The organism is Cognatundibacterium crateris (assembly GCF_010078235.1).
Classification (GTDB): domain Bacteria; phylum Pseudomonadota; class Gammaproteobacteria; order Burkholderiales; family Burkholderiaceae_D; genus Undibacterium; species Undibacterium crateris.
Genome location: NZ_JAABOS010000004.1, coordinates 238,365 through 251,157, shown reverse-complemented (window position 1 = coordinate 251,157; position 12,793 = coordinate 238,365). Strand labels below are relative to the sequence as shown.

Annotated in this window: 13 protein-coding genes; 5 read left to right on the top strand and 8 right to left on the bottom strand. The window is 50.5% G+C overall.

Annotated features, from left to right (window positions below; translation table 11 throughout):
• Positions 1-152: 152 nt before the first annotated feature.
• From EYB48_RS09620 to EYB48_RS09610, 3 genes are read right to left on the bottom strand one after another with little or no spacing between them, the layout of a single operon-like run.
• Entirely contained in the window at positions 153-572 is a 420-nt protein-coding gene (locus EYB48_RS09620; protein ID WP_162020120.1) for a hypothetical protein, read from the bottom strand.
• Between the two features lie 14 nt (positions 573-586).
• Positions 587-1,030: a ribonuclease HI gene (rnhA, locus tag EYB48_RS09615; RefSeq protein ID WP_162020119.1), complete on the bottom strand. Its 444-nt coding sequence runs from the start codon at positions 1,028-1,030 to the stop codon at positions 587-589.
• A gap of 3 nt (positions 1,031-1,033) precedes the next feature.
• Positions 1,034-1,795 carry a class I SAM-dependent methyltransferase gene (locus tag EYB48_RS09610; protein WP_162020118.1) on the bottom strand — a complete coding sequence of 254 codons (762 nt, stop codon included), beginning with the start codon at positions 1,793-1,795 and terminating at the stop codon, positions 1,034-1,036.
• A gap of 8 nt (positions 1,796-1,803) precedes the next feature.
• Here EYB48_RS09610 and gloB point away from each other — a divergent pair, with 8 nt between their 5' ends.
• The 3 genes from gloB (at position 1,804) to EYB48_RS09595 (ending at position 4,533) form a co-directional block, all read left to right on the top strand.
• On the top strand, positions 1,804-2,589 hold the full coding sequence (gene gloB / locus EYB48_RS09605) for a hydroxyacylglutathione hydrolase (protein WP_162020117.1): 786 nt from the start codon (positions 1,804-1,806) through the stop codon (positions 2,587-2,589).
• A 60-nt stretch (positions 2,590-2,649) separates the two neighbouring features.
• Entirely contained in the window at positions 2,650-3,837 is a 1,188-nt protein-coding gene (earP, locus tag EYB48_RS09600) for an elongation factor P maturation arginine rhamnosyltransferase EarP (RefSeq protein ID WP_162020116.1), read from the top strand.
• Positions 3,838-3,957: 120 nt separating this feature from the next.
• Positions 3,958-4,533 (top strand): elongation factor P, encoded by a 576-nt coding sequence (locus EYB48_RS09595; RefSeq protein WP_162020115.1) that lies wholly within the window; start codon positions 3,958-3,960, stop codon positions 4,531-4,533.
• A 257-nt stretch (positions 4,534-4,790) separates the two neighbouring features.
• Here the strand turns inward: EYB48_RS09595 and EYB48_RS09590 are convergent, their stop codons facing one another.
• The 4 genes from EYB48_RS09590 to EYB48_RS09575 form a co-directional block, all read right to left on the bottom strand.
• Positions 4,791-5,519, bottom strand: coding sequence for a MetQ/NlpA family ABC transporter substrate-binding protein (locus EYB48_RS09590; RefSeq protein ID WP_408058286.1), 729 nt, complete (start codon positions 5,517-5,519; stop codon positions 4,791-4,793).
• A 103-nt stretch (positions 5,520-5,622) separates the two neighbouring features.
• Entirely contained in the window at positions 5,623-6,282 is a 660-nt protein-coding gene (locus EYB48_RS09585; RefSeq protein WP_162020114.1) for a methionine ABC transporter permease, read from the bottom strand.
• Between the two features lie 2 nt (positions 6,283-6,284).
• Positions 6,285-7,325, bottom strand: a complete 1,041-nt coding sequence (locus EYB48_RS09580) for a methionine ABC transporter ATP-binding protein (RefSeq protein ID WP_162020113.1) — start codon at positions 7,323-7,325, stop codon at positions 6,285-6,287.
• A gap of 185 nt (positions 7,326-7,510) precedes the next feature.
• Positions 7,511-9,079, bottom strand: coding sequence for a thioredoxin family protein (locus tag EYB48_RS09575; RefSeq protein ID WP_162020112.1), 1,569 nt, complete (start codon positions 9,077-9,079; stop codon positions 7,511-7,513).
• Between the two features lie 263 nt (positions 9,080-9,342).
• On the opposite strand from EYB48_RS09575, the gene EYB48_RS09570 reads away from it, so the two are divergent.
• The gene (locus EYB48_RS09570; protein ID WP_162020111.1) at positions 9,343-10,377 is read left to right on the top strand and encodes a sulfate ABC transporter substrate-binding protein; all 1,035 of its coding nucleotides are present in this window, start codon (positions 9,343-9,345) and stop codon (positions 10,375-10,377) included.
• A gap of 9 nt (positions 10,378-10,386) precedes the next feature.
• Here EYB48_RS09570 and EYB48_RS09565 read toward each other — a convergent pair whose 3' ends face one another.
• On the bottom strand, positions 10,387-10,926 hold the full coding sequence (locus tag EYB48_RS09565) for a cysteine hydrolase family protein (protein ID WP_162020110.1): 540 nt from the start codon (positions 10,924-10,926) through the stop codon (positions 10,387-10,389).
• Between the two features lie 382 nt (positions 10,927-11,308).
• Here EYB48_RS09565 and EYB48_RS09560 point away from each other — a divergent pair, with 382 nt between their 5' ends.
• Positions 11,309-12,580 carry a GGDEF domain-containing protein gene (locus EYB48_RS09560; protein WP_235935015.1) on the top strand — a complete coding sequence of 424 codons (1,272 nt, stop codon included), beginning with the start codon at positions 11,309-11,311 and terminating at the stop codon, positions 12,578-12,580.
• The last annotated feature ends 213 nt before the right edge of the window (positions 12,581-12,793 follow it).

The following is a 12,793-nucleotide window of genomic DNA, read 5'->3' as shown; positions in this document are numbered from 1 at the left end:
CATGCTGAATTTCCTGGCGTCGTTTCAATGAAACTCAATCCGTCGAGCAAGATCAATTCAAACCCGATTCTCCTGCTTATTCGACTCCCTTACCTGATTAAAATACCGTATCGACATCTTCAAATGATGGGGTACCACGACAGTTTTTCGACCTAAAGCCGCTCCTTAAACGACATCGTCAAGGTAGTTTCCTCTCCTGCAAGATTATTCTGGCAAGTATTTAACTCCTTTGAAAATTCAACCAACTCAACGCTATCACCAGTTACCAACCAGTTTCCACTCACGCTGTATTGTGTCGATTTAATATGCTGCATTTTAGCGTTTGGTGACGAGCTATAAAATGTTTCTGTCTCAGTCTTATTGATCTTGGCAACTATTCCAAACTTGTTTGCAGCCGCGCTCACGCATTCAATTTTGTTTTTATCCACGCTGCTCATGGTAAAAGTCAACATACCAGGCACTGGAGGAAAAATTAATCCCTTGCCTGGCGTATTCGTTTTTTTTGGCTCATGCTTCCCACAGGCGGAAAACGCAGCAATCAAGGCCAGCAGCAGGATTTTTTTGTTTTTCATTTATACCCCGGACATCAGCTTTGTGCGAGCACGCTCTCCACACCGCGATTAGCCAGCGCGTCAGCCCGCTCGTTACCGGCATGACCGGCATGGCCCTTGACCCAGATCCACTCAATCTGATGCGTGCCCTGGGCAGCATCCAGACTCTGCCACAGGTCGACATTTTTTACCGGCGCTTTAGAAGCAGTACGCCAGCCCTTGGCCTTCCAGCCTGTGATCCATTCGGTAATCCCTTTTAATACATACTGGCTATCGGTATGCAGGCGGATATGGCAGGGCCGTTTTAAGGCACCCAGTGCCTGTATCACCGCCATCAACTCCATGCGGTTATTGGTCGTTTCCTGCTCACCGCCAAATAATTCTTTTTCGTGCTTGCCTGCGACCAGCAGCGCACCCCAACCGCCTACACCGGGGTTACCCTTACATGCGCCATCTGTATAAATTTCAATTGTGTCCATGATTCATTTTTTGCTATTGGCAACCGGTACTGCCTGTACCCTTGCCCGTTTTTTGTTTTTCCAGGCCGGGCCAATCAAATGCATGCCGCGCACCCGTTTGACGGCCTGCATCATATACACGGCGCCGACAAAAGGACACCAGCGTTTGCCGATTTTCTCCAGCATGGCATTCCTTTGCAGCCATTTCTCTGAGCGCAGCGGCAGCGCATAGCAGCCATACTCAAGACTGCCAACTTCCATGCTCAGTAATTTCAACCAGTCTTTTAAACGCGCGGGACTGATGAATTCGCCTTCCTTCGGCAGGAAATAGCTGTCGCGCAAACGCCCCAGCGCCTGTCGCGCTCCCCAGCTGCTGGCGCGATTGAAACCCGTGATCAGTAGCCTGCCTTCCGGAATCAGGATACGTTCGACTTCGCGCAGGATCTGATGTGGTTCTTCAGCGAATTCCAGCACATGCGGCAGGATCACCAGATCCATACATTGCGAATCAAATGGCAATTCAGTGAAATCATGTACCACGGCGATTGCGCGTGTAGCCGGGCTGGCAACACGCGGCGCATGCGGCCCTACGCTTTGCCAGCGATGCGGCATGCGGCTGGCCGATAAGGCATCGATTTGCGGCATTCCGATCTGTAAAGCATGAAAACCAAAGATATCGACGACCAGGCGTGACAAGGCAGCCTGTTCCCAATCCTTGATGTACTGACCTGCCGGCAACGACAACCAGGCATCGAGGTCTATAATGTGCTTTTCCAATGCATCCATGCGCGTTTATGAAGAATTCCCTGAGTATATTGACTGTCCCTGCGTTTGACGACAATTATCTGTGGATCATTCACGATGGCGTTTCAGCCGTCGCGGTCGATCCGGGCGATGCAAATGCTATCTTACATGCTCTGGAAGCACATCAACTGAGTCTGACTGCGATTTTACTGACCCATCATCATGCAGATCATACCGGTGGCGTCGACGCACTGCTCGCACATCAGCGCGTGCCGGTCTTCGGCCCCGCACGTGATGGCATACGGCAAGTTGACCATCCACTGGATGGTGGTGATGTAGTGCGTTTAGAAGCGCCGCAATGGCAATTGCAAGTCATCGATGTACCAGGACATACCGCCGGTCACATCGCCTACTATGCCGAGGCACAGCACTGGCTGTTCAGTGGCGACACCTTGTTTGCGGGTGGCTGCGGCCGGCTGTTTGAAGGCACAGCGGCGCAGATGCTGGCCTCACTGGATCAACTGGCAGCATTACCGGATCAAACTGAGGTCTACTGCGCGCATGAATACACCTTATCCAATTTACGCTTTGCATTGGCGGCAGAACCGGACAACCGCGCACTGCAAGACCGCATGAAATCGGATACTGAAAAGCGAACACTAGGCCAGCCAACGGTTCCGAGCCAGATTGGGCTGGAGAAGCGCACCAATCCTTTCTTACGTAGTCGTGAACCTGCCGTGATTGCGGCTTTAATTGCGTCTGGAAGACTGGAAAACAGTGATGACCCGGTCGCCAGCTTTGCCGCGCTGCGCTCATGGAAGAATCACTTTGCCTGAAACCTTCGTCTGATTTCCAGACCAGTTCACATCACACCGTACACAGCTGATTTTATATTTATGCATCAAACAAATCCTCCTGCCACGCGCCTGAGTATCTTTTGCAAAGTCGTCGATAACTATGGCGACATCGGCATTTGCTGGCGCCTCGCACGCCAGCTGGCACACGAACATTTGCTACAAGTCGAGCTTTGGGTCGATGACCTGTCCAGCTTCCGCCGCATTTGCCCCGAAGTGGATATGCATGCCGCGCACCAGACTGTGCAAGGAATACAGATACGGCACTGGCAAAACCAGGATGGACAGTTTTCCACTGAAGAGATCGCCGACATCGTGATTGAATTCTTTGCCTGCGATATCCCGCCAGGCTATATACAGGCGATGGCACAGTGTGAGCCGCGTCCGGTATGGCTGAATCTGGAAGGCCTGACAGCAGAAGAATGGGTGGAAGGCTGCCACACCCTGCCCTCACCCCATCCCTCGCTACCGATTACCAAGCATTTCTTTTTCCCTGGCTTTACCATCAAAACCGGCGGCCTGCTATGCGAGGCTGAGATCGCGCCTCAGCGCAGCCATTTCCAGTCCGATACGGTGCACAGCGCTGCCTTTCTGCGCGGACTGGGCCTGACGGCAGAAGAAATCTCTGCGCAGAAAATTTCCCTGTTCTGCTATCCCCATGCGCCGGTAGCGGCCTTGCTGGAAGTCTGGCAACAGCAAGAACAGGCGATCACGCTGCTGGTTCCGGAAGGCGTGGCACACACTGAGATCAGCGCTTTTCTGGGGCAGCCTGCGCGTGCAGGAGCACACCTGAGCCGGGGTGCATTGACGGTAAGGGTCTTACCCTTCATTCCCCAGCCTGACTATGACCGTCTGCTATGGGCTTGCGATATCAACTTTGTGCGTGGCGAGGATTCCTTCGTGCGCGCGCAATGGGCTTGCCGGCCGTTTATCTGGCATATCTATCCGCAGGATGAGAATTTGCATCACAAAAAGCTGCGCGCCTTCCTGAATGCCCATCAGCCCAGCCTGCCAGCTGCTCAGCAGCTCGCTCTGGCCTGGAACGGCGTCACGCAAGGCAGTGTGAGCGACATCAACTGGTGCAGATTGTGGCAGGACTTTGTTGCAGATCAGACTGAAATGAGCGCGCTTTCGCTGCGCTGGCAAAGGAAAATGGCTGAAATTGGCGATCTGGCGACGAATTTACTGCAATTTGCGCATGCACAAGCGCAAGACAGAAGGCAAAAATGAGGTAAAATGTGCGGTTAAATTTTCAGGTATCACCAAATTGAATCAAACGTGGGCTTGCCGGGCTTCAACCTGTAGGCAACTGATGATTTTTACGCAACCTACTTTTTACGTATATTCGCTATGAAATTTGCAAAAGAAATTCGCGTTGGCAACATTATTATGGTTGATGGCAAGCCGATGATCGTATTGCGTTCCGACGTGAACGGTTCCAGCCGCACAGGTTTCACTTACAAGTGGAAAATGAAAAACCTGTTGACTAACAGCCCACAGGAAAACGTTTTCCGCGGCGACGACAAGTTTGACGTTGTTGTTCTGGACAAAAAACCAGTGACTTACTCTTACTTCGCTGACCCACTGTTCGTATTCATGGATGAAGAATACAACCAGTACGAAATCGAAGCAGAAAACCTGGGTGAAGCAGTCAACTACCTGAAAGACGGTATGGAATGCGAAGCGGTTTTCTACGACGGCAAAGCAATCTCTGTTGAATTGCCAACGACTATCGTTCGTCAGGTGATCTACTCTGAACCAGCTGTGAAGGGCAACACTTCCGGTAACGTTCTGAAAGAAGCGAAAATCGAAAACGCGATCGAAGCTTACACTTTCACTATCCAGGTTCCACTGTTCGTGAGCCAGGACGACATGATCGAAATCGATACACGTACTAACGAATACAAAAAAACAGTACGCAACTAATCTTGCCGACTGCGCTGATTTCAGCGGATTTGTATCTGAAGTATCTGAAAACGCTGCCCTTACCGGCAGCGTTTTTTATTGCAATTTCAAGTCTGCGCAAAGCCACACAGAGCAGATCAAAACTAAAAAAACGCAGCACACCGATAGGCATGCTGCGTTTTTTATGGAACTTCAATCTGCTACGCTGAGTAGTACAAAGCTACATGCACTTCAGCTTAGCTTAGCTTAGCTTAGCTTAGCTTAGCTGAACTGAATAATCAGAATGCAGGAACGACTGCACCCTTGTATTTCTCTTCAATGAACTTCTTCACTTCCGGTGAATTCAGCGCAGCGATCAGCTTTTTAAATGCCGGGCTGTTTTTATTGTCTTCACGTGCCACCAGCAAGTTTGCATACGGTGAATTCGCATCTTCGATGAACAGGGAATCTTTAACAGGATTGAGTTTCGCTTCAATCGCATAATTCGTATTGATCAGCGCCAGATCAACCTGGTTCAATACGCGTGGCAATGTTGCCGCTTCCAACTCCTTGAATTTCAGGTTCTTAGGATTCTCGATGATGTCTTTCTTAGTCGCCGAAATATTGCTTGGATCTTTCAGTTTCAACAGACCTTGTTTTGCCAGCAGCAGCAAGGCGCGGCCGGAATTGGATGGATCATTAGGGATCGCTACCGTCGCACCAGCTGGGATGTCAGCCACTTTTTTGTACTTGCTGGAGTAAGCCGCAAACGGTTCTACGTGTACCTTGGCAACCGGTACTTCCAGATCGTTTTTATGGCTCTTTTTGAACTCGTTCAGATAAGGCTGATGCAGGAAGAAATTGCCATCCAAATGCTTTTCATTGACTTGCACTGCAGGCTGCACATAGTCGGTGAACACTTTGATTTTGAGATCCACGCCTTCTTTGGCCAGCTGCGGCTTAATGAATTCGAGAATCTCTGCATGCGGCACCGGTGTCGCAGCAATGCTCAGGGTATCTGCTGCCATGGCAGAACCTGCGAACAACACGGCATAAGCGCTGGCAGCGGCAACGCGACGTAATTGATGGGAAATACGTGAAATCATAAATACTCCAATAAGTTAAACAACATTAATGACGTGTAAAGCGCAATACCAGTTTGTCTCCTGCCCATTGCAACACCTGAACCAACAAAATCAGTATCAGTACGGTGACGACCATCACATCCGTCTGAAACCGTTGATATCCGTAGCGCAGCGCCAGATCACCGAGACCGCCGCCGCCAATCACACCCGACATCGCGGCATACGACACCAGCGCAATGGTAGTGACAGTACCGGCTGCAATCAGACCCGGCAAAGCTTCCGGCAATAAGGCATGCCAGATAATTTGCCAGTTGCGTGCACCCATGGCCTGACAGGCTTCGATGATGCCGCGATCCACTTCGCGCAATACGTTCTCGACCAGACGTGCGAAAAACGGTGTGGTACCGATCACCAGCGGCGGGATGGTGCCCGCGACGCCCAATGAAGTCCCGACCAGCAGCAAGGTGAAAGGAATCAGCACGATCAGCAAAATGATGAAAGGCACAGAGCGCAGGATATTCACCACTACTGACAGCAAAGCGTACACACCGCGCTGCTCCAGCAATTGATTCTTACCCGTCACGAATAACAAAATACCGAGCGGTAAACCGAGCAAGACCGTGAAGAACAGCGAGAAGCCGGTCATGGTCAGTGTATCCAGCGTAGCCTGGGCGATATCAGCCCAATCAATATTTGAAAAATCCATGTTTACTCTCCTTCCGCCAGTGCCTGACCAGAAGGCAGCACATCCACCGTGACATCCATCTCACGTAATAATTGCAGCACTTTCGCGCTCTCAGCCGCACTCGCATTAAGCGCGACGATCAGTTGTCCATACGGGGTCTGCTTCACGCGCGAGATCGTACCTTGCAAAATTGTGATTTCGGCCTGCGTCTGGGCCGCGATACGGCTCAGTATCGGTTCATGTGCAGCATTACCGACATAGGTCAGACGTAACAGCTGGCTACCGGTAGCGGTATTCCATTGCGGCAGCTGATCAAGATCGAAAGCCTGATGCTCTGCGACCAGTTTTTGCGTCACGCTGTGTTTGGGATGCAGGAAAACATCGGCCACTGCGCCCTGCTCAACGATCTCGCCGCCCTCGATGACGGCGACCTGATCGCAGATAGAGCGTATCACTTGCATTTCGTGGGTAATCAGAACGATGGTCAGACCCAGCTTTTGATTGATATCGGACAGTAAGCGCAGTATCGACTGCGTGGTTTCAGGATCGAGTGCTGAGGTCGCTTCGTCACATAGCAGCAAGTGGGGATAATTGGCCAAGGCGCGCGCTATGCCGACGCGCTGCTTCTGGCCGCCTGACAACTGCGATGGGTATTTGTGTCCATGCTCTTGCAAGCCAACCAGCTCCAGCAATTCATTCACGCGTTCACGGCGTTGCTGCGCGTTGGTATTACCACTCAGGATCAACGGAAAAGCGATATTTTCAGCGATGGTTTTTGCATTCAGCAAATTAAAGTGCTGAAACACCATGCCTACCCGTTGCCGTAATTTGAGCAACTGAGTCTGGTCGTAGCGGGTGATGTCCTCGCCTTCAAACAGGATCTGACCGGCACTCGGACGTTCGAGTAAGTTCAAGGTGCGCAGCAGTGTGCTCTTACCCGCACCGGAGCGACCAATAATGCCAAAAATACTGGCTTGTTCTATCGTCAGGCTGACATTGCTCAGTGCCTGCACGGCCTGACCTTTAACGATGTAGTTTTTTTCTAACTGAGAAATCTGTATCACACTTACTGCCCATCTTGCTATCGAACTGGTATTTTACTGGGCTCACAACATCACTACCAATCATATAAATTCACTTGCTTATATTCAATAAAATATAAAGGAATTTTAAGCCCTGCCTTGAACCGGCATACCGATATAAAAAAAGCGACTCGCAGAGTCGCTTTTTTAGAATAGCCGGAATTGGATCAGGATTTATTCAGCAAATTCTGACAAGTGGCTTTCTGCGTATCATTGGCTGGCAACTTGGCGCAAATACCGTCCAGTTGCGCATGCACTTTCTGGAAAGTCTGCTGGTGTTTACCATCCTTATTCCAGTCCTGCAGTTTCTTACCCAGTTTTTCCAGATAGGCGCGATTACGTTCGTAAAACGCATTTTCCGTTTTCGCGACTTCATCAAACACACCGCTCACTGCTTTTTGTATTCTGGCATCGTCACCTGGTGCCAGGTCGACCAGACTCGCCACATAATTGGAGCCCCATTGCAAACGGGTAGCAGGTCCTTTCGACGCATTGTAGGCTTGCTCATACCAGTTAATAGCAGCTGCATTGTCGCCGCGTTTCTTCGCGTTAGAGCCTAGCGTCGACATGAAGTAATACGGCGAATGCGAGCGTTTGAGTTCCGCTTTCAGCAACGTATCCGAATCATCCAACAGACCGACATTCCCCAAGGCATAGGCAGCAGAGCTGACTACCGACTGACGCTCATAAGAGTCTGTGGTGGCCTGCTCTATCTGCGCTACGCGTTTCTGCACTTCTTTTTGGAATGAAGCCGATGGTTTTCCGCCATCCAGCTTAGCCAGATCAACCTGTGCAATCACCGCCCCCAGACGGTCAGTTTTGGAAATACTTGCATCATCGGCCAGTTTGACCAGCGCGCCATTCCAGGCCTGCACCAAGGTCGTACGCTGAGTCGACTTCGCTGCCGTCAGATACTCAGTCAGTGCAGCCGCAGAGCCTGCAAGCAGATCAAGGTTATCGCGCGCCACCTTACTGTCACTAAGTGCCTTAATCAGACGCTCGGCCGCCTGCGCCTTATCCGGAGTCGGCACGCTGCTGCCAGGCTTGCTATTGGCGATCACAAACAAGGACTTCAGATAAATCCGGGTTGCAGCCAGTCCGGCCGGTGCAACTTCCGCGAGCTTGACCAAAGTCGTCGCCAGCTCTTTAGGCGCAACCAGTTTTTGTTCAGGATCATCCCAGGAGTAATCCGCCAGCAAACTCCAGTCATCTTCTTTCAAGCCCTTACCACCAGCCAGCGCCAGCTTGAGCGTATCAGCCACAGATGCTGAGGTATTCAGTGCCAGGGTCAACACTTGCAAATAGCGTTCAGAATCAACCTCGCCCGGCAGGCGGGTAATTTCCGTACCATCCGGCTTAAACAAAATCATGGTTGGGTAGCCGCGGACTTTGAACTGGGCTGCAAATTTTTGCGCACCAGGACTATCGCCATCCAGATACACAGGAATAAAGTGGCGTGACTTATCGATGAATTCCTGACGATTAAAGATGGTTGCCTTGACCTGATTGCAAGGCGGGCACCAGACTGCGCCCCAGTACAGGAATAAGGGCTTTTTGCTGGCCTTGGCCTGGGCAAATGCCGCCTCTACATTATTGTCTTTGCGCCAGTCTATACCACCAGCTGCCGCATGGGCAGAGGCGCTCGCGCCAGGGTTGGCCGCATGCGCAAGCGGAACCGAAGCCGCCACCATCAAGCCCATCAGGCATTTCAGGGAAAAAGCAGAGAGTGTTTTCATACCAGCCATATCTGAAATGAACGACTGCAAACAAGGCCATGTGCAGCTGAGCGGACAAGCCGACACTGCGCTGTTGCTTGAATCATTCGGATGAAAGAAAAACTGCAGTTTAACAAACATTGCAGGCAGACGAAGCAGACTTTTTTCGCATGTGTTTATGCGCAATCCGCGCTTCATAGCAAAATCATCTATGCATAGAAAAAGTCTGTATTTCCTTTGCCCGCAGAAACTGTGCAAGATGAGGGCTTCAATCAGGAGATTCCATGAAGACATCTGTTTCCACCGCATCCAACGCTCGTCGACGCACGCTGGCGCTATTCACTTTACTTGGTTTGCAAGCCCTGAGTGGCCTGCCATCTGCCTACGCCAACAGCAGCATATTGAACGCGTCTTACGACGTAACGCGTGAATTGTTCAAGGATATCAATCCCGCTTTCGTGGCCGATTGGAAAAAGAAAACCGGTGAGACTGCGTCCATCAACCAATCCCATGGCGGCTCCAGCAAGCAGGCGCGCTCGGTCATCGATGGACTGGAAGCCTCAGTCGTCACCATGAATCAGGCCAATGATATTGATATCCTGGCTGAAAAAGGCCTGATACCAGCCACCTGGTCTAAAGCTTTTCCAAATAATGCCGCGCCGTTTTATTCCACTATGGTATTCCTGACCCGCAAAGGAAATCCTTTGCAGATCAAAAGCTGGGAAGATCTGGGCAAGCCGGGCGTAAAAGTCATTATTCCTAATCCTAAGACCTCGGGCAATGGACGTTACAGCTATCTGGCGGCCTGGGGCTCGGTGATTAAAGCGGGTGGCAATGAGGCACAGGCGCGTGCTCTGGTCGATAAGATTTTCAAAAACGTACCGGTACTTGATGCGGGTGGACGCGGTGCCACGACCACCTTTACCCAAAGAGAAATCGGCGATGTGCTGGTCACGTTTGAAAACGAAGTCCAGCTCGCTAAACAGGAATTCGGCAATCAGTATGAAGTGGTTTATCCGAAAATTTCTATCCTGGCAGAATCGCCAGTGGCCGTAGTGGATAAGGTGGCTGACAAATTAGGCACCCGAAAAACCGCGACTGCGTATCTGCAATACCTGTACTCTGAGCCTGCGCAGGAAATCATCGCCAGGCATTTCTTCCGCCCGCGTTCTGAAGCTGCTTTTCAAAAACATGCGGCCAACTTCAAGCCGGTGACACTGTTCACCATCGATGAAGTATTTGGTGGCTGGAAGCAAGCGCAGAAAAAGCATTTCGATGATGGCGCTGAGTTTGACAAACTGTATCAAAGCAAACGCTAAGCATCACACTCACAGCGCAAACTCCACCTGCGCAGATGGCAGCGTCTGTATGGTCACGCCAAAGCTGCTGATGTCCGGCAAAGTCATATTATGATGACGCCGGATTTCCGCAGCACTCGCATGGGCCTTGTCATGCGTGGTATGTGCATCGGACACCAGCGTAACCGGGTAGCCTAATGCAGCAGCACGGCGTGTGGTGGTATCGACGCAAAACTCGGATGCGTAGCCACAGATGACCAGTTGTTCGACTTCCCATAACGCCAGCAGGCTGCTGAGTTCGGTATGCAAAAATGAATCAGGCGTGGTTTTGCGCAAGACAGTATCACCATCCTCCAGCATTAGTCCCTGCTCCAATTGCCAGCCATCGCTGCCAAAACGTAAATTTCCCGCTTTCGTTTCGTGCTGTACAAACACCACCGGGATTCCGGCATGACGGGCTTTGGTTGCCAGCGCATTAATACGCTCCACCACCAGATCGGCCTCAAACGGGCGCGGCGCATCATCAAATAAAGCACGTTGTACATCTATGATCAGCAAAGCAGAACGCATGGTGCACCTGTTCAGACCAAAAGTGGAATGGGAAAAGTAGCATAGAAATCCGCCACTCGCCGCGCTTCAGGCTGGAAATCGATCATTCCATAGTTGAAATGTTGCATCAAAACCAATTGCGATACTTTGCATAGGAAAGGCTTGAACCAGAATTTGTCTGCCCGAAGTACTTTTCTAAGTAATTTGCAAACAAATACACAACATTCAACATAAACAGTCTGCTTTTCTATTCCCAGCAAGTGAGATAAAACATTAGAATCTCATTTACCTTCAGCAACATTCAATTTCTTCTACGAGGAAGAAATCGCAGCTTAGCGGCCGCATCAGCAGATAAAACGGAGTTGTAATGGCAGAAGCAGGATTGTTATATAAAAACAGAGTGATGCTTTTGACGCAAACATTCTTCATCAAAGACAATAAAGATGAATTACTGCTCAGCGCCCACAAGTATGACTTCGACATACTGTTTTTCGACCAGATGCGGGAGTTTGTCAGCGCAGTTGAAAATGCAGAGGGTCACACGCTGTTTGTGATTGATCTTGACGTGCTGTACAACATGCAGGACGACATGCAGCAACAACGCCGCCAGACCATGTTTCTGAGCGATCTGCTGCAAAGGCTGCCCGCGCATCAACAATACATTTACCTGCAAACTGTCAGACAGGGTGAGCGTTTTCTGCTGCAGCAAAAGCTGGTCGACAGCAACTGCCTCGCCTACGCTGAAAAACCAATCAGCAATGAAGTGCTGGTAGATAAGCTATTCAATATTTTTGCACGTCAGCAGCGCGGTGAATCCAATACTATCGTCTATCTGGGTGACGACGCGCAGTTCGATACCCAGATGCTGAGTCAGCATGACATCGAGCTCCTTCATTATCAGGATGCACGCTCTTTACATACCAAGGTTAAAGAGGCGCAACCCGATATCGTGCTGATCGATGAAAAATACTATTTGCAAACTGAAGCACTGGTGCGCGTACTTAAGAAAAACATAGAGTTCGATATTGGTCGTGAAATCGTGATGCTGCAGCACCAAAATACATCCGCTTTATCACGTCAGGCACTGGACAGCGGCTTTGACGAAATTCTAAAAAGCAGTGACGCCGATGTATTGACCCGCTTATTGATTAACCGTATCAACAAAATCCGCGCCAGCAAAGATTTAATCAGTCGAGACCGTGCTACAGGTTTACTCAATAAGGTTGGTCTGCAAAAGAAAGCACAGGAATGGATACGACGGGCCGGACGTGAAGACAAATCGCTGGCTTACGGCATTATCGATATCGACAAATTCAAAACCATCAATGACACCTGGGGTCACTACTTCGGCGATATCGTGATCAAACGCCTTTCCCTGGTTTTGTCCGCTCAACTCGGTGAACGTGATCTGCTGAGCCGTTTCGGCGGTGAAGAATTTGTGATGGTATTCTGGGATTGCTCACGTGAAGAAGGCAAACGCAAGCTCGATGCCATGCGTGAGAGCTTTGGTAAAGTGGTGTTTGAAGTCACACCCGGAGAATTCCGCCAATTCAGCTTCAGCGGCGGTATCGCCGACTACCCCGAGTGCAAAACAGAAAATGAACTGTTCCTGAAGGCGGATGCGATGCTGTATCAGGCCAAGCAAGGCGGCCGTAATCAAGTTTGCACTAATTAAGGCGACATCAGAACCAATACGACCCGCTTGCATGCACTACCGCCACCATACACGAAGGTAACCGCATGTGCTTTCCCGCTTTCAGTGAAGACTGACGCGCAACACCCCAGCCAGGATCGCATCATCGTTCATCAGAAACCCAGTAGTACCCTTCAGATTCATCCGCTTGTTCCACACGCAGGTGTAGCGGTTGTAGAGCTGGCTGCGCTCCTG

Bases quoted from the DNA above. Each gene is read 5' to 3' on its own strand.
- EYB48_RS09620 (WP_162020120.1), bottom strand. From the start codon at position 572: ATGAAAAACAAAAAAATCCTGCTGCTGGCCTTGATTGCTGCGTTTTCC.
- rnhA (WP_162020119.1), bottom strand. From the start codon at position 1,030: ATGGACACAATTGAAATTTATACAGATGGCGCATGTAAGGGTAACCCC.
- EYB48_RS09610 (WP_162020118.1), bottom strand. From the start codon at position 1,795: ATGGATGCATTGGAAAAGCACATTATAGACCTCGATGCCTGGTTGTCG.
- gloB (WP_162020117.1), top strand. From the start codon at position 1,804: ATGAAGAATTCCCTGAGTATATTGACTGTCCCTGCGTTTGACGACAAT.
- earP (WP_162020116.1), top strand. From the start codon at position 2,650: ATGCATCAAACAAATCCTCCTGCCACGCGCCTGAGTATCTTTTGCAAA.
- EYB48_RS09595 (WP_162020115.1), top strand. From the start codon at position 3,958: ATGAAATTTGCAAAAGAAATTCGCGTTGGCAACATTATTATGGTTGAT.
- EYB48_RS09590 (WP_408058286.1), bottom strand. From the start codon at position 5,519: ATGGCAGCAGATACCCTGAGCATTGCTGCGACACCGGTGCCGCATGCA.
- EYB48_RS09585 (WP_162020114.1), bottom strand. From the start codon at position 6,282: ATGGATTTTTCAAATATTGATTGGGCTGATATCGCCCAGGCTACGCTG.
- EYB48_RS09575 (WP_162020112.1), bottom strand. From the start codon at position 9,079: ATGAAAACACTCTCTGCTTTTTCCCTGAAATGCCTGATGGGCTTGATG.
- EYB48_RS09570 (WP_162020111.1), top strand. From the start codon at position 9,343: ATGAAGACATCTGTTTCCACCGCATCCAACGCTCGTCGACGCACGCTG.
- EYB48_RS09565 (WP_162020110.1), bottom strand. From the start codon at position 10,926: ATGCGTTCTGCTTTGCTGATCATAGATGTACAACGTGCTTTATTTGAT.
- EYB48_RS09560 (WP_235935015.1), top strand. From the start codon at position 11,309: ATGCTTTTGACGCAAACATTCTTCATCAAAGACAATAAAGATGAATTA.